Raw genomic sequence first — 16,146 nt, 5'->3', positions numbered from 1 at the left:
TCATGGTCAACGGGCCGGGTGGGTCTGGGCGGCGCGGATGGTGGTGGGGATGTAGGTGGGGTTCAGGGTGTCGGCCCAGGTGAAGCGGAGTACGCGCCAGCCGGCGTTGGCGATCAGGTTCTGGCGGCGGCGGTCGCGGTAGAGGGCTTCCGGGGTGGCGTGTACGAGCGCGCCGTCGGCTTCGCCGATGATCCGTTCGCGGAGCCAGGCGAGATCGCCCACGGCCAGCAGGTGGCCGTCGTCGTCGCGTACCGGGTGCTGTAGTGCGTCCGGTGGTACGCCACCGTCCACGCAACGCAGGCGTACCCGGGTCTCCAGTGGGGACTCGGCCCGCCCGTCCGCCTCGGCCAGGTGACGCCGGGCGGCCACCGCACCTCGGCGCCGGGCGAGCAGCGCGCGTACGACCAGCAGGTCCGGCTCGGTGATCGAGCCCTGGTGCAGAGCCGAGTCCAGCAGCGACACGGCCGCGAAGCGGTCCACCCGGAGTGCCAGGTCGGCGGCCGTACGGGTCGCGGTGGTGGTTCGGATCCCGGCGACCGTGCCGATCTGCCCGGCCGGGATCACGAGCTGGTGCACCACCACGGCCGGATCTTTCGATCGCAGCGGTCGGGCGGCCGGGCCGGGTACGGAGACGTGGATCCGCGCATCCGGCCGCAGTCCCGCCAACCCGTGCAACTCGGCCGAGGTCCCGAGCACCGCCGTCGCCAGCTCCCCGAACGAGGCGACTGCCGCCCGGATCCGGGCTCGCCGCGCCGCCACCGGACTCGGCGTCAGATCCACCAGGTACGCCGCCCGAGCCAGCCTCCGCCACTCGCGGCTGCGACACAGTCGATCGATCTCCCGCACCGTCAACCCCGCGGCCAACGCCTGCTCCCGAGTCACCACCCCGTCCTGCCCCGCCGCCACCCGCCGAACCAACGTCATCCCATCCATCCCCCGACCCACCCCCCTTCCACCCCCTCCCACCACCCCCTGTGCACAACCCCCACCCCCCCTGTGGATAACCCCCACCCCAGCCCCGTTGATCATGAAGTTGGCAACGGAAAATGCGCCTGGAGGCGTTGCTAACTTCATGATCAACGAGCGGGGGGTGGGTGGGTGGGTAGGATCTGGGGTCGTGCGCGTACTTGTGGTGGGTGGTGGTGGGCGGGAGCATGCGCTCGTGCTCGGGTTGACGGGTGACTCGGCGGTTGAGGCGGTGGTTGCGGCGCCGGGGAATCCGGGGATCGCGGCTGTGGCGGAATGCCGGGCGATTGACGCGGTTGATCCGGGGGCGGTCGCGGGGCTGGCCGTGGAGACCGGGGCCGACCTGGTGGTGATCGGGCCGGAGGCGCCACTCGTCGCCGGGGTCGCCGACGCGGTTCGGGCCAAGGGGATCGCGGTCTTCGGGCCGTCCGGGGCGGCTGCCCAGTTGGAGGGCTCCAAGGCGTTCGCCAAGGAGATCATGACGGCTGCCGGGGTGCCCACCGCTCGCGCGTACACCTGCACTGATGCGGACGAGGTGGCTCGCGCGCTGGACGAGTTCGGCCCGCCGTACGTGGTGAAGGACGACGGGCTGGCCGCCGGCAAGGGCGTGGTGGTGACCGAGGACCGGACCCACGCGCTCGAACACGCCGCCCAGTGCAACCGCGTGGTGGTCGAGGAATATCTGGCCGGACCCGAGGTCTCGCTGTTCGTGGTGACCGATGGGGAGGCGGCGCTGCCGCTGCTGCCGGCCCAGGACTTCAAGCGGGTCGGCGACGGCGACACCGGTCCGAACACCGGCGGCATGGGGGCGTACGCGCCACTGCCGTGGGCGGCACCGGACCTGGTCGAGGACGTGATGGCCCGGGTGGTCGAGCCGACCCTGGCGGAGATGCGCCGACGCGGCACCCCGTTCTCCGGGCTGCTCTACGTCGGCCTGGCCATCACCGCCAGCGGGCCCAAGGTGATCGAGTTCAACGCGCGCTTCGGGGATCCGGAGACGCAGGTCGTACTCGCGCTGTTGGAGACGCCGCTGGCCGGCCTGCTGCACGCGGCCGCGACCGGGACGCTCGCCGCGCACCCGCCGCTGACCTGGCGCGGCGGTGCCGGGGTCGCGGTGGTGGTGGCCTCGGCCGGATATCCCGAGTCGGCCCGCACCGGCGACGTGATCACGGGCGCCGAGCGGTCGGGCATCATCCACGCCGGCACCGCGCGCCGCGAGGAAGACGGTGCCCTGGTGTCCGCCGGGGGCCGGGTCCTCTGCGGTACGGCGATCGGCCCGGACCTGGAGGTCGCGCGGGACGCGGCGTACGCCCTGGTCGAGGGGATCGGGTTGGCCGACTCGCACTATCGACGGGACATCGCGCTGGCGGCGATCGAGGGTCGGGTCACCCCGCCTCGTCGCTAGTTGGCGGCAACGGCACGAAAGCGGGATTCGCCGAAGCCGGTCCGGTCCTTACCTTGGGATCCGACACCCGGTCGATCATCGGCCGGGGCGAGTTCCGCAGGGAGCGACCATGAACACGATCGTGGCCAGCCGGTACGTCGGGCAGCCGACCGACGAGCAGCGCACGAGCGGGCAGAGTGCCGGTGGCGGTCCCGCCACCAGGTACGGCCGGCGGGTGGCGCGGAGCAGGGTCGGCCGGCTGACGCTGCCGCTGCTGGCGGGTGCGCTGGTCGTGGCCGGGGCGGCCGGGTGTTCGTCGAAGGACCGGGCTCCGGCTTCGTCGGCGGGTCAGCCCGCCGCCAGTTCGTCGGCCGGGCTCGGTGCGGTCCCGACGGCGTCCGCCGTGGATCCCGGCACCAGCCCCGAGGCCACCTCCGCCGGTCAACCGGGCAAGCCGCTGCCCACCCCCACCGGCAAGGCTCCCGGCGCGGCCAGCTCACCCGTGAAGATCGTGCAGTTCAGGATCGCGCAGAAGCCGACCTGCCCGCAGGGCACCTCGGAGTTCCCGGTGGAGGCGACGCCGCTGGTGATCGAGTGGAAGGTCACCGGGGCGGATCAGGTGGAGCTGGCGGTGGACGGGCCGGGTCTCTACGACACCTATCCCGCGCAGAGCAAGGAGACCTTCACCTTCTCCTGCGGCGGCACTCCCGGCAGCATCGAGAAGCACACCTACAAGATCACCGCCAAGCACGGCTCGTACGTCGAGACCCGTACGGTCACCGCCACCGCCACGGTGTACGACAAGGCGGAAGTCTGAGAGGTTGGTGCCGGTCGGCCACCCCGATCGGCACCGCTGACCGATCGTCTTCCCGGATCGTCCGTTCGGTGTAACGACCGGGCATCCTGCGTTGACACCCCGTGCCATGATCAGCCTGTCGCGCCGAACGGATTGACATCCAGCTCTGTCTCAGGGGGCTCCGCGCGGCTGTTGGCAGCGTGGGGGAGGTCGACGAAGTTCGATGGGTGAGTTCCTGGACGTGGCGCTCGGTTTCCCGACCGCACTATTCAGTTTCCTGCTCGTGGTGGTGGTCGGCTACTGGGCGCTGGTGCTGTTCGGGGTGGTCGGACTGGACGACGACGCGGCTGCCGAGCCCGCCGGGGCGGCCGGATTCCTGGCCGGGCTCGGGCTCGGCGGACCGCCGGCCACGGTTGTCCTCTCCCTGCTGATCGCGGTGGCCTGGTTCGTCAGCCTGGCCGGCACGGTGCTGCTGGAACAGCCCGGTTGGTCCGGTGCGCTGGCGGCGGTGCTCTCCACGGTGCTGCTGCTGTTCGCCCTGGCCGGCGGCTGGCTGGTCACCCGACTGCTGGTACGGCCACTGCGACAGTTCTTCCAGACCGATCAGACCGTTTCCCGTAACGCCTTCGTCGGTCGGGTCTGCGTGGTCCGTACCGGGCTGGTCAGTGTCGACTTCGGCCAGGCCGAGGTGACCTCCCCCGACGGCTCGTCGGCGGTGATCCAGGTCCGGCAGGCCAGCGGCGACAACCTCGGCTCCGGCAGTCGCGCGCTCATCTACGACTACGACGCCGACCGCGAGTTCTTCTGGGTGCTGCCGGTGGAGGCCACCGGTGACCCCGACTACCACCCCCACTGACAGAAGGACCACTGATGGATGTGATCACCACCGGGTTCGGCGTGCTCCTGGCCGTCGTCCTGCTCGTCGCGATCGGCGTGGTTTTCCTGGTCAGCCGCCTGTTCCGGAAGGTCGAACAGGGCAAGGCGCTGATCATCTCCAAGGTCCGCCGGGTGGACGTGACGTTCACCGGTGCGGTCGTGCTGCCGGTGCTGCACAAGTCCGAGATCATGGACATCTCGGTGAAGACGATCGACATCGAGCGGACCGGCCAGGAGGGCCTGATCTGCCGGGACAACATCCGGGCAGACATCAGGATCACCTTCTTCGTCCGGGTGAACAAGACCACCGAAGACGTGATCAAGGTGGCGCAGGCGATCGGCACCGCGCGGGCCAGTGACCGGGAGACGTTGCAGGAACTGTTCAACGCGAAGTTCTCCGAGGCGCTGAAGACGGTCGGCAAGCAGCTCGACTTCGTCGACCTCTACACCAAGCGGAACGAGTTCCGGGATCAGATCATCCGGGTGATCGGCACCGACCTCAACGGCTACAGCCTGGAGGACGCGGCGATCGACTTCCTTGAGCAGACCCCACTGTCCAAACTGGACGCGGCGAACATCCTCGACGCCCAGGGCATCCGGAAGATCACCGAGCTGACCGCGATCGAGCACATCCGTACCAACGAGTTCCAGCGCAACGAGCAGAAGGAGATCACCCGGCAGAACGTCGACGCCCGGGAGGCCATCCTGGAGCTGGAACGACGCCAGGCCGACGCCGAGCTCAAGCAGAATCGCGAGATCGAGACGCTGCGGGCCCGCGAGGACGCGGAGATCTCCAAGGTACGGGCGGAGGAGCGGCTCCGCTCGGAAGCCGCGCACATCCGTACGGACGAGCAGTTGGGCATCCAGAAGGAGAACAAGGCTCGGGAGATCGCGGTCGCGGAGAAGAACCGGGAACGGGTCATCGCTATCGAGTCGGAGCGGATCGAGAAGGACCGGATGCTGGAGGTGATCGGCCGGCAGCGGGAGACCGAGCTGTCCACCATCTCCAAGGACAAAGAGGTCGAGGTCGAGAAGCGGGCGATCGCCGAGGTGATCCGGGAGCGGATAGCGGTCGACAAGACCGTCGCCGAGCAGGAGGAGAACATCAAGCGCCTGCGGGTGGTCGAGGAGGCCGAGCGGACCCGGCAGGCGGTGATCATCCAGGCCGAGGCGGAGGCGCAGGAGGCCCTGGTCAAGGACATCAAGGCGGCCGAGGCGTCGGAGCAGGCGGCCAAGCACAAGGCGCGGGAGAACCTGGTCCTGGCCGAGGCCCGGCAGCAGGCCGCCGAACTGGAGACCCGCGCCAAGATCCGGCTGGCCGAGGGCGCGCAGGCCGAGGCCGCCGCGACCGGTCTGGCCCAGGTCCAGGTACGCGAGCGCGGCGCCGAGGCCATCGAGAAGGAGGGCCGGGCCGAGGCGATGGTCGAACGCGAGAAGGCGCTGGTCCTGGCCGACGCCCTGCGTGACAAGCTCAAGGGCGAGGCGGAGGGTCTGACCGAGAAGGCCGCCGCGATGGCCGCGCTGACCGACGCCAGCCGGGGGCACGAGGAGTTCCGGCTGCGGTTGGAGGCGGAGAAGGACCTCCGGCTGGCCGAGATCAACGCGCAGCACCGGGTGGCCGAGTCGCAGGCGATGGTGCTCGCCGCCGGGCTGGAGAAGGCGAACATCGACATCGTCGGCGGGGACACCATGTTCTTCGACCGGCTGGTCAACTCGATCACCCTCGGCAAGAGCGTCGACGGCTTCGTGCAGCACTCCGAGGTCGCGCAGAGCCTGGCCAAGCCGTGGCTGGACGGCGAGGCGAGCTTCCCCGCCGACCTGACCCGGATACTCGGCTCGCTGAACACCGGTGACGTACAGAACCTGACCGTGTCGGCGTGGTTGTTGCAGCAGATCAAGGCCGGCGGGTCCAACTCGGACAAGTTGCAGGACCTGCTGCGGGCGGCCCAGCAGCTCGGCCTGGCCGATCAGCCGATCGCCGCACTGAGCGGCAGCCCGAGGCAACGGGGTACGGGTGAGTGACCCGTCGACCGCCGGCACGGTGACCAGCACGGTTGAGCCGGATGCCGGAGCCGGGGCGGCCACCGGCGGCGGAGTCGACGCCGGCACGTACGAGGTGTTGCGGGCCCGGCTCGCCGAGCGGGCCGGGGAGCTGGCTCGGCGGGCCGAGTGGCTGAACAGCCGCCGGTTGGAGGTCTTCGGCGGCACCGAGCTGCGGCTGATCGGCACCGAGCGGATCCGGACCCGGAACAACTGCGTACCCCGGGACATCGTCTCGGTCGGCGGCCTGATGCTGTTCGGCTACAACGTCTTCATCGGGCTCAAGCCCGAGACGACCGTGGACGACGTCTTCTCGCTGCACCACTTCGCCCGTGGCCGGGCCGCCACCGACGACCCCTCCGGCGACGACGAGGACGCGTTCCGGTTCGACGACGTCGATCCGGCGCAGCTCGCCGGGCTGCTGCGCGACCCGCAGTTCGAACGCGACTTCGGCGAGCTGTACCGCTACTACCGGGAGACCCGGTTGGTGCAGTTGCGACGGCTGGACGGGCGGTTGCTGGCGGTCTTCCAGACCGGGCCGCGTACCGAGGACATCCGGGTGTTGCGGTGGCAGGTCGACGTCGACGGCAGGGTCACGTACCTGGACAACCGGGGCGAGCGCGACCATGTTTTCCCGCCGTCGCACGACTTCGAGTGGATTCCGACCACCCGCGACGACCACATCCTCGGCCGGCACCCGCACATCTCGATCGAGGACGAGGTCTTTGTCGAGACGGTCGGCGGCACGCTCACGGTCAAGCTGGAGAACAACACCGAGACCGGCGAGGGCATCTACTCCGAGCCGGTCGACGAGCCGTTGCAGAGCCTCGCCGACGCCGACGTCCAGCACGCCCGGATCGGCCCGCTGATCCTGCTGCGGATGCGGCCGTACAAGGAGACGCGGTGGCGGCACCTGGTCTTCAACACCAGGACCAAGGAGGTGGTCCGGCTCGACGGCATCGGGCAGGCCTGCCAGCGGCTGCCCGAGGACCACGGCATCATCTTCCCCGGCGGCTACTACCTGGCCACCGGGGTCAGCCGGACCTTCGACACCGACACCGAGGGGCTGGAGTTCGAGCGGACCATCCGGTCGACCAACGGCGAGGACGTGCTCTACGTCTTCCACGCCCGAGGTGCCGGGCGAACGCTGCTGCTGCCGTACAACGTGATCCGCAAGGAGGTCGCGACCCCGGTTCCGTGTCACGGCTACTCGCTGTTCGACGACGGGACGCTGGTGGTCTTCCGGGCCACCTCGGACGAGCCGACCCGGGTGCACCCGATGCAGGTGTGGCAGACGCCGTACCTGTCCGACAGTTACGCCGCCGGACAGCCGGTCGGCACCGGTCCGCTGGAGCGGGTCGGCAACGCGGACCTCGTACGCGGAATCTCGGACTGTCTGTCGGTGGCCCGGATGGTCAACGAGATGACACCGACCCTCGGGGTGTTCGAGGCGCTGATCACGGCCTGTGCCCGGATCTTCGACCACTACCACTGGCTCGGTGAGGCCGACCTCGGTGACCTGCGTGCCCCACTGAGCGAGGTACGCGCCAGCGGCAAACAGGTGCTGGACGAGTTCGAGAAGGTCCAGTCGCTCACCGCGCACGCCGCCGCCACCCTGGACGAGGCCGCCGCCCGCACCGCGACCCTGGTCCGCCAGGTACGCGGCGAAGCCCCGCGCACCGCCGACGAGTGGGTACGCCAGCTCGCCGGCCTCCGCCAGGCGCAGGGTCAACTCGTGACCCTGCGCGACCTGCGGTATGTCGACCTGGCCCGGATCGACGCGCTCGGTGTCGACCTCGCCGCCGAGCTGACCTCCACCGGGCAGCGGGTGGTCGCCTTCCTGCGCCGCGACGACGCGTTCGGCGACTACCAGGCCGAGGTGGAGCGGCTGCGTACCGGCGCCGCCGAGATCGGCACGGTGGCCGAGGCCGCCCCGCCGCGCGACCGGCTCGCCGAGCAGGCCGAGGGCCTACAGGTGGTGACCGAGGTGGTCGGCTCGCTGGAGATCGGCGACGCGACCGTACGGACCGGGATCCTGGCCAGCATCGGCGAGGTGCTCGGCGCGGTCAACCGGGCTCGGGCCACCCTCGACGGCCGTCGCGCCCAGCTGCTCACCGCCGAGGGGCGGGCCGGCTTCGCGGCCGAGTTCGCGCTGCTCGGGCAGGCGGTGACCGGTGCGCTGGCGGTCGCCGACACGGCCGAGCGTTGTGACGAGCAACTGGGCCGGCTGCTGCTCCAGGTGGAGAACCTGGAGTCCCGGTTCGGCGAGTTCGACGACTTCCTCGCCGAGCTGAGCACCCGCCGGGCCGACATCTACGAGGCGTTCTCCGCCCGCAAGCAGGCCCTGCTGGACGAGCGGGCCCGCCGCTCCGACCGGCTGGTCGGCTCGGCCGAGCGGATCCTGGTCAGCGTGCACCGCCGGCTCTCCGGGCTGCGCTCGATCGACGAGATCAACACGTACTTCGCCTCCGATCCGATGGTGGCGAAGCTGCGCGGGGTCGCCGACGAGCTGCGTACGCTGGGCGACCCGGTCCGGGCCGAGGAGCTCGCCGGGCGGATCAAGGCCGCCCGGCAGGAGGCGGGCCGGGCCCTGCGCGACCAGCAGGACCTGTACCTCGACGGCGGTGCGACGATTCGGCTCGGCCGGCACAGCTTCTCGGTCAACACCCAGGAGGTCGACGTCACGCTGGTGCCGCAGGACGGCCGGCTGGCGGTCGCGGTCACCGGCACCGACTACCGGTCACCGATCCGGGACGAGAGCTTCCAGCAGACCAGCGCCTTCTGGGACCAGCTTCTGGTTTCCGAGTCGCCCGAGGTGAGCCGGGCCGAACACCTGGCCACCTCGATCCTCACCGACGCCGGGGCGGGCGTCGGCGGACTGACCCTGGAGGCGTTGCACAAGGCGGCGGTGAGCCGGCCGGCGCTGCTCGACCTGGTCCGCCGGGTCGCCGAGGGCCGGTACGACGAGGGTTACGAACGCGGCATCCACGACCACGACGCGGCGGCGATCCTGGAGCCGCTGCTGCGCCTCTACGACGGTGCCGGTCTGCTGCGCTTCCGGCCGGGCGCCCGCGCCGCCGCACAACTGTTCTGGACCTTCGGCGTGGACGAGCCGACCCGTACCGCCTGGTCCACCCGGGCCGGTTCGCTGGCCAGGGCCCGGACCGCGTTCGGCGCCACGGACGCGATCGGGGAACTCCGTACGGAGCTGGCCGACGCGGCGGAGCGGTTCCTGCGTACGGCCGGGTTGCCGGAACACGCCTCGGCGGCCCCGCTCGCCGCCGAGTACCTGTTCGAGGAGCTGTCCCGGGCGCCGTTCGGCTTCGTCACCGGCGCCGGTGCCCGCGCGCTGCTCGACCGGTTCCGGCGCACCCTCGGCGGCCCCGCCTCCAAGTCGGTGCAGGAGTACGAGGAGGACCTGCGGGCACTCGGCGACGACCTGGCCGCCCGGCACCAACTGGTCGAAGCGTGGCTGGAGTCGTTCCTGCGTACGGCGGATCTGTCCGAACCGGTCGGCGGCGGCCCGGCGCTGGACGCGTACGACCTGCCGGAGGCGGTGGCGATCGAACTCTGCGGCTCGGGTCTGCCCCGGCACGAGTCGGCGGCCACCCTGACCGCCGAGGTGACCGGGCTGCTCGCCACCCATCCCCGGATCACCGACGCCCGGCTGTCGGTACGGATGGACGAGCTGCTGTCGCGTACCGGTGAGTTCCGGACCGTGCGGGTGCCGGCGTACCGGGCGTACCAGAAGCGGCGCAACGAGCTGGTGGCCAGCGAGCGCAAGCGGCTGCGCCTGGCCGAGCACCAGCCGAAGGTGCTCGGTTCGTTCGTCCGCAACCGGCTGCTGGACGAGGTCTACCTGCCGCTGATCGGGGACAACCTGGCCCGCCAGATCGGCGCGACCGGTGACGGCAAACGGGTCGACCAGATGGGCCTGCTGCTGCTCATCTCCCCACCGGGTTACGGCAAGACAACCCTGATGGAGTACGTCGCCAGCCGGCTCGGCCTGGTCTTCGTCAAGGTGAACGGGCCGGCGCTCGGTTCGGCGGTCACCTCGGTCGACCCGGCCGAGGCACCGAACGCCACCGCCCGGCAGGAGGTGGAGAAGATCTCGTTCGCGTTGGAGCTGGGCAACAACGTCATGCTCTACCTGGACGACATCCAGCACACCTCGCCCGAGCTGTTGCAGAAGTTCATCTCGCTCTGTGACGGGCAGCGCCGGATGGAGGGCGTCTGGGACGGCCGTACCCGCAGCTACGACCTGCGCGGAAAGCGGTTCGCGGTGTGCATGGCGGGCAACCCGTACACGGAGTCGGGGCGGCGGTTCCGGGTGCCGGACATGCTGGCGAACCGGGCGGACGTGTGGAACCTCGGTGACGTGCTCTCCGGCCGCGAGGAGGTGTTCGCGCTCAGCTACCTGGAGAACGCGATCACCTCGAACCCGGTGCTGGCACCGCTCGCCGGACGGGACCGTGGTGACCTGCAACTGCTGGTCCGGCTGGCCCGTGGCGACGAGACGGTCCGCGCCGACCAGCTCACCCACCCGTACGCGGCGGTCGAGTTGGACCAGATCCTTTCGGTGCTGCGCAAACTGGTCCGGGTGCAGGAGGTGGTGTTGGCGAACAACCGGGCGTACATCGCCTCGGCGGCGCAGGCGGACGCGTCGCGTACGGAGCCACCGTTCCTGCTCCAGGGTTCCTACCGGAACATGAACAAGCTGACCGAGCGAATCGTGCCGGTGATGAACGACGAGGAGCTGGAACGGGTCATCGACGACCACTACCTCGGTGAGGCGCAGACCCTGGCAGCGGGAGCCGAGGCGAACCTCCTCAAGCTGGCCGACCTGCGGGGCCGTCTGACCCCCGGCCAGTCCCGCCGATGGACCGAGGTAAAAACCGGCTACCTGCGCGAACGCGCCCTGGGCGGCACCTCCGACGACCCCATCACCCGAGCCGTAGGCGCCCTCGGCCTCCTGGCCGACCGCATAGCCGCCATCGAATCCGCCATAACCCGAGCCACCCACCCCTAACCCGCCATCGCCTCGTTGATCATGAAGTTAGCGCGGATTTTTGCCGCCCGGGGCGCGCTAACTTCATGATCAACGCGCGTTTTCGGGGTGGGGGGAAGTTTTTTGGGGTTTCTGAAACCGGGGGGTGGGGGCAGGCGTGTTGGGGGTGCGTCGGCGCGATGAGGGCCGGTGTGGCGTCCATGTTGATCGCCCGGCGGACAGTTGCGGGCAGTGTGTGTGAGGAGTACGGCATGTCCAAGGTGAAGTGGCTGACCGGCGCGACGATGCTGGCGTGCACCGGTGCGCTGGTGGCGTGCCAGAGCGGTTCGCCCGCAGGCCCTACCGCATCCGCCGGACCCACCGCCTCCGCTTCCGTGACGGCATCACCGGCGGCCACAGCCACGGCACCGGCCTCGCCGTCCGTCGCGCCGCCGCCCGTCCCGGGGAATTCGTCCGTCGCGCCGCCGCCCGTCCCGGGAGGTTCGACCGACGCGGTGCTGTCGGGCAAGCGTGAGGTGACGATCGTGCGAGTGCAGGCGTCGGAGTCCGGCGTGTCGCTCGACGGTCGGTTGGGCGAGGCCGACGACGACAGTGGCCGGCAGTTGTTCGTCCCGACGCCGCTCGGTGGTGACACGTACCTGATCAAGGCGTACGGCAAGTCCAACAACCACCCCGCCTCGGACGAGCCGACCTGCTGGCAGGTGCTCAACCCGGGTACGTCGGCGCCACTGACGGTCGAGGGGGCCGTCTGTGACCAGGCCAAGCCGGCTCAGCGGTTCACCATCACCGCAAAGGGCAAAGGGGTGTACGCGATCAGCAACTCCTCGGCGTACCTCCAGTTCTCTTCCACCCGTGGCCTGATCATGGAGGAACTGGGCGACGCGCCGCTGCGTACGACGTTCCGCTTTGTCGACAATGGCCCCGCGCGCCGTCCGGCGGGTGGCTGACCACGTTCGAGCGCGCCGGTGTCAGGGGGCGGCGAATCGAGTCGCCGTCCTGACACCGCACGAACGCTCCACCCCCACGCCTGACGGCCGGTGTCGGGCGCCTACCCTCTTCGACGGAAGTCGATGACGGTCTAGGCGTGTACCGAATCCGTACGCTGGGTAACTGGGTCAGCCGGATGTTGTCCGGTCGGGTGGGAGTACATGGCACATGCGTAACGCCGAGGAGTTCGATGACTTCTACGCCGGATCCTCTCGGCGGGTGCTGGGGCAGGTGTACGCGATGGTCGGCAACCGCGCCGAGGCCGAGGATGCCGTGGCAGAGGCGTACCTGCGGGCGTGGGATCGGTGGAGTCGGGTGCGTGAGTGCGAAAGCCCCGAAGGGTGGGTGCGCCGGGTCGCGTACCGGATAGCGGTCTCGGCGTGGCGCAAGGCCGCGAACCGTCTCCGGGCTCATCGCCGGGACGTGACCGACGACCATGTCGACCCGATCAACCCCGACCACGTGGCGCTGGTGCAGGCCCTGCGCCAGATCTCAGCCGATCAACGTAGGGTCGTCGTCCTGCACCATCTCGTCGGTCTCAGCGTCGCCGAGATCGCGGCGGAGATCGGAACCTCCGCCAACACGGTCAAGACCTGGCTCGCCCGGGGCCGCCGGGCCCTGGCCGAGCACCTGACCAGCAACGAGCAGTACGTCATGGGCGGGAGGGGCCGTGATGCGTGACGACCATCTCGACGACGGGCTGCGTTCAATCGCCGCGCACGCTGCCCGTACCGGCCGGCTCACCACCGTCGCCGCCGACATCCGCAAGCGCGGTGACGCTCGGCGTAAGCGGAGGCACGTCGCCACGGCAACGCTCGGTGTCGCGCTGGTGGGCGTGCTCACCACGGGCGTCGCCCTGGCCCGGCCGGACAACCGGCCGTACACGGGTCCGCCCGCGGCCCCTCCCGCGTCCGCCGGACCCTCCGTTTCCGTACCGGTGTCGCCGTCGCTGTCCCCACCACCGCCCATCCCCGGGCGTGCGACCGATCCCGTGCTTTCGGGTACGCGTGAGGTCACCATCGTGCGCGTACAGGCGTCCGAGTCTGCGGTGTCGCTCGACGGCGATCTGGTCGAGGTCGACGACGACAGCGGACGTCAGTTGTTCGTGCCGACGCCGCTCGACGGTGACACGTACCTGATCAAGGCATACGGCAAGCCCGACAATCACCCCGCCTCGGATGAGGCGTCCTGCTGGCAGGTGCTCAACCCGGGTACGTCGGAGTCGCTGACGGTCGAGGCGGCGGCCTGTGACGCGGACAATCCGGGTCAGCGGTTCACGATCACCGCCAGCGGCAAGGACGCGTACGCGATCAGCAACTCCTCGGCGTTCCTCCAGTTCTCCGCGACCCGCGGTCTGATCCTGGAGGAGCTGGGCGACGCTCCGCCGCGCAGCACGTTCCGCTTTGTCGACAACGGTCCCGCGCGCCGTCCGGCCGGCGGCTGACCGCGCTCGCGGCATGGTCTCCGGGAAAGCGGAAGCGGCCGGACCCCGCTTGACGGGTCCGGCCGCACTCCTGTGGCTCAGCGGTCAGGTGCTGATGAGGCGATCCTCAGCCGCGTTCCCAGTCCACGCTGGCGCCGTCGGCCAGACTGCCCTCCCCAGCCCCCCACCCCCGTCGATCTAGGGCAAATGGTGGCGCTTGAAGATCAAGTAGCACGTATTTGCCCTAGATCGACGGGGAGGAGGGTGGGGGAGGAGGGAGGGAGGAGGGAGGGGGGTGGGGGTGGGGGTGGGTCAGCGGCTTTGGAGGGCGTCCAGGCCGATCGCCATGGCGATCACCAGGCGGCGGTCGAGCTGCGGGTTCTGCACCTCGATGACGTACTTGTCGCGCAGGCCCCACTTCTTGACCACCGAGAACGCCGGCTGCTCGCCGATCAGGAAGTCGAAGTGGTACGGCAACCAGCTCAGCGAGTCCACGAACCGGCGCAGCAGCGCCACCGGCAGGCTGCGCTCCTGGCCACGGGCGGCGCCCAGGCCGGGCTGCTCGACGATCCAGGTGGAGCGGAGCAGCGACGCCTTGAAGTCCTTGCGGAACAGGCCGATGGCGTTGCCGGCCGCGTCGGTGATGTCGTACGTCGCGCCGAGGTCGATCTTCTGCCGTGCCTTGAAGCCGAGCACCGGCTGCTGCTTGGTGTCGTCGGTGTAGAAGGTGACCTGTTCCTTGAAGGCCATCCGCTTCTGCTGCGCGAAGGCGAGCAGGTCGCCCTCGGAACCGTCGGGTGCCACCGCGCGAACCTCGTACTGGTTCACCATCATGCGCAGTCGCTGCCGTACGTAGAACTGTTGCTGACCCTGAATGAGATCGACGGACATAGTGCTCGCCTCGTTCTGAGGAGGGGGAATGTGGAGGCGCGTCAGCGGATCGAGGATCCGGAGATGGCCCGGGCGATGACCATACGCTGGATCTCCGACGTTCCCTCGAAAATTGTGTAGATCTTGGCGTCCCGGTACCAGCGTTCGACCGGATGGTCACGCAGGAAACCGGCACCGCCGAGGATCTGTACGGCCTTCTCGGTGACGGACACGGCCACCTCGCCGGCCTTCAGTTTGGCCATCGAGCCCTCGCCGGCCAGGAACGGGTGGTTGTTGCGCCCCATCCAGGCGGCCCGCCAGACCAGCAGCCGGGCGGCGTCGATCTCCATCCGCATGTCGGCCAGGGCGAACGCGACCGCCTGGTGCTCCACGATCGGTCGGCCGAACTGCACCCGCTCCTTGGCGTAGTCGAGCGCGTACTCGTACGCGGCGCGGGCGACGCCGAGGGCCTGTGCGCCGACGGTGGGCCGGGTCAGCTCGAAGGTGCGCATGGCGGCCTGGCCGGTCGACCGCGCTCCGGTGCGCGCCCGGTCGAGGCGTTCGAGCAGCCGTTCCCGGCCGCCGAGCAGGCAGCGCCCGGGTACGCGTACGTCGTCGAGGAAGACGTCGGCGGTGTGCGAGGCGCGCAGCCCGAGCTTGCGCAGTTTCCGGGTCGCGTTCAGTCCCGCGGTGCCCGGCGGTACGACGAAGGCCGCCTGCCCGCGTGAGCCGAGCGTGGGTTCGACGGACGCGGTCACCACGTGCACCCCGGCGATCCCGCCGTTCGTCGCGTACGCCTTCTGGCCGCTCAGCACCCACTCGTCGGTGGCCTCGTCGTAGCGGGCCCGGGTCCGGATGGCGCTGACGTCGGAGCCGGCCTCGGGTTCGGTGCTGCAAAACGCGGCGACCGCCGGTTCGTCGACGGTGCCGTAACACTGCGGCACCCATTCGACCAGTTGTTCGGGGGTGCCGGTGCCGTAGATGGCGGCGACGGCGAGGGAGGTGCCGAAGATGCCGAGCCCGATGCCGGCGTCGCCCCAGAAGAGTTCCTCACTGGCGATCGGCAGGCTCAGCCCGGTCGGGTCGGCCCAGCAGTTGGCGACGAACTCGAAGCCGTAGAGGCCGATCTTCGCCGCTTCCCGGATGACCGGCCAGGGGGTTTCCTCGCGGGCGTCCCAGTCGGCTGCCGCCGGGCGCACGACCTCCTGTGCGAAGCCGTGCACCCAGTCCCGCAGATCGCGCTGTTCCTCGTTCAGGTCGAGCGAGAACTCGGTCACGCCCATGCCGCCAGGGCACGTACGGTCATGTTGGTCAGCCCTTGGGGATGTCGAAGAGGTTGGCGATGTTGGAGGCCAGGGCCAGGTCGCCCTTTGCCTTCAGCTTGCCGGTCATGAACATCATCACCGGGTTTCCGCCACCGGAGACGATCTTGAGGAACTCCACCGGGCCGAGGGTGAGGGCGAGCTTCGGGTCGCGCTCCGGCGGGGCGTTGACGACGCAGGTGCCGTTGTCGATGACGACCTCGTAGGTGTCGATGCCGCCGTCGGCGCGACCGGAGATGTTCCAGTGGATGACCGTCTGGGTCGACCCGGCCTTCTCGGCCCGGAACAGCGACGGCATCCGCTCGAAGATCTGGTTCAGGATGGGGGCCCGGTTGTCGCCCTTCATGATGGTGGCGATCTGCGCATCCGGAGTGGTCTTTACCAGCTTGGCGAACTGCTTCGGTTCCAGGGCGGCGAAGTTGGCCGGGTCGAAGTCGCTCATGAGGTGCACCTTCCGAGAGAGAGCTTAGGTTA

At 69.9% G+C, this 16,146-nt stretch carries 12 protein-coding genes; 8 read left to right on the top strand and 4 right to left on the bottom strand.

Translation table 11 applies throughout. The annotated features are described in order from the left end of the window. Window positions 1–6: 6 nt before the first annotated feature. Window positions 7–924 (bottom strand): type IV toxin-antitoxin system AbiEi family antitoxin domain-containing protein, encoded by a 918-nt coding sequence (locus tag OG792_RS32450; protein ID WP_329105381.1) that lies wholly within the window; start codon window positions 922–924, stop codon window positions 7–9. Between the two features lie 193 nt (window positions 925–1,117). Between OG792_RS32450 and purD the strand changes: the two genes are divergently transcribed. From purD to OG792_RS32410, 8 genes are all read left to right on the top strand, one after another. Continuing rightward, window positions 1,118–2,371 (top strand): phosphoribosylamine--glycine ligase, encoded by a 1,254-nt coding sequence (gene purD / locus OG792_RS32445; protein ID WP_329105379.1) that lies wholly within the window; start codon window positions 1,118–1,120, stop codon window positions 2,369–2,371. A gap of 109 nt (window positions 2,372–2,480) precedes the next feature. Continuing rightward, window positions 2,481–3,167: a hypothetical protein gene (locus tag OG792_RS32440; protein ID WP_329105377.1), complete on the top strand. Its 687-nt coding sequence runs from the start codon at window positions 2,481–2,483 to the stop codon at window positions 3,165–3,167. A gap of 202 nt (window positions 3,168–3,369) precedes the next feature. Continuing rightward, complete coding sequence (locus OG792_RS32435; protein ID WP_329105375.1) at window positions 3,370–4,002, top strand: hypothetical protein; 633 nt, start codon at window positions 3,370–3,372, stop codon at window positions 4,000–4,002. Window positions 4,003–4,016: 14 nt separating this feature from the next. Next, window positions 4,017–6,044: a flotillin family protein gene (locus OG792_RS32430; protein WP_329105374.1), complete on the top strand. Its 2,028-nt coding sequence runs from the start codon at window positions 4,017–4,019 to the stop codon at window positions 6,042–6,044. Beyond that, window positions 6,037–11,091, top strand: coding sequence for a DNA repair ATPase (locus tag OG792_RS32425; protein ID WP_329105372.1), 5,055 nt, complete (start codon window positions 6,037–6,039; stop codon window positions 11,089–11,091). Before OG792_RS32430 ends, OG792_RS32425 begins: the two co-directional genes overlap by 8 nt. 503 nt (window positions 11,092–11,594) lie before the next feature. After that, on the top strand, window positions 11,595–12,017 hold the full coding sequence (locus tag OG792_RS32420; protein WP_329105369.1) for a hypothetical protein: 423 nt from the start codon (window positions 11,595–11,597) through the stop codon (window positions 12,015–12,017). A gap of 208 nt (window positions 12,018–12,225) precedes the next feature. Further along, a complete protein-coding gene (locus OG792_RS32415) occupies window positions 12,226–12,738 on the top strand; it encodes a SigE family RNA polymerase sigma factor (RefSeq protein ID WP_329105367.1) in 513 nt (170 codons plus the stop codon). Then, complete coding sequence (locus tag OG792_RS32410; protein WP_329105365.1) at window positions 12,731–13,501, top strand: RICIN domain-containing protein; 771 nt, start codon at window positions 12,731–12,733, stop codon at window positions 13,499–13,501. Before OG792_RS32415 ends, OG792_RS32410 begins: the two co-directional genes overlap by 8 nt. Window positions 13,502–13,792: 291 nt before the next feature. Here OG792_RS32410 and OG792_RS32405 read toward each other — a convergent pair whose 3' ends face one another. Genes OG792_RS32405 through OG792_RS32395 form a run of 3 tightly spaced genes read right to left on the bottom strand, consistent with a single transcriptional unit; the run spans window position 13,793 to window position 16,114 of the window. Then, window positions 13,793–14,371 (bottom strand): hypothetical protein, encoded by a 579-nt coding sequence (locus tag OG792_RS32405; RefSeq protein ID WP_329105363.1) that lies wholly within the window; start codon window positions 14,369–14,371, stop codon window positions 13,793–13,795. 41 nt (window positions 14,372–14,412) lie between these two features. Beyond that, a complete protein-coding gene (locus OG792_RS32400) occupies window positions 14,413–15,627 on the bottom strand; it encodes an acyl-CoA dehydrogenase family protein (RefSeq protein WP_329111572.1) in 1,215 nt (404 codons plus the stop codon). Window positions 15,628–15,661: 34 nt separating this feature from the next. After that, window positions 15,662–16,114, bottom strand: a complete 453-nt coding sequence (locus OG792_RS32395; protein WP_329105362.1) for an SCP2 sterol-binding domain-containing protein — start codon at window positions 16,112–16,114, stop codon at window positions 15,662–15,664. Between the last annotated feature and the right edge of the window lie 32 nt (window positions 16,115–16,146).

Source organism: Micromonospora sp. NBC_01699, from assembly GCF_036250065.1.
Lineage (GTDB): Bacteria > Actinomycetota > Actinomycetes > Mycobacteriales > Micromonosporaceae > Micromonospora_G.
The sequence above is the reverse complement of the archived record's forward strand: the minus strand, read 5'-3'. Positions and strand labels throughout refer to the sequence as shown.

What these genes read in the sequence shown, in the direction of transcription:
- OG792_RS32440 (WP_329105377.1), top strand. Translation starts at nt 2,481, where the DNA reads ATGAACACGATCGTGGCCAGCCGGTACGTCGGGCAGCCGACCGACGAG.
- OG792_RS32435 (WP_329105375.1), top strand. Translation starts at nt 3,370, where the DNA reads ATGGGTGAGTTCCTGGACGTGGCGCTCGGTTTCCCGACCGCACTATTC.
- OG792_RS32395 (WP_329105362.1), bottom strand. Translation starts at nt 16,114, where the DNA reads ATGAGCGACTTCGACCCGGCCAACTTCGCCGCCCTGGAACCGAAGCAG.
- OG792_RS32405 (WP_329105363.1), bottom strand. Translation starts at nt 14,371, where the DNA reads ATGTCCGTCGATCTCATTCAGGGTCAGCAACAGTTCTACGTACGGCAG.
- OG792_RS32450 (WP_329105381.1), bottom strand. Translation starts at nt 924, where the DNA reads ATGACGTTGGTTCGGCGGGTGGCGGCGGGGCAGGACGGGGTGGTGACT.
- OG792_RS32415 (WP_329105367.1), top strand. Translation starts at nt 12,226, where the DNA reads ATGCGTAACGCCGAGGAGTTCGATGACTTCTACGCCGGATCCTCTCGG.
- OG792_RS32430 (WP_329105374.1), top strand. Translation starts at nt 4,017, where the DNA reads ATGGATGTGATCACCACCGGGTTCGGCGTGCTCCTGGCCGTCGTCCTG.
- OG792_RS32410 (WP_329105365.1), top strand. Translation starts at nt 12,731, where the DNA reads ATGCGTGACGACCATCTCGACGACGGGCTGCGTTCAATCGCCGCGCAC.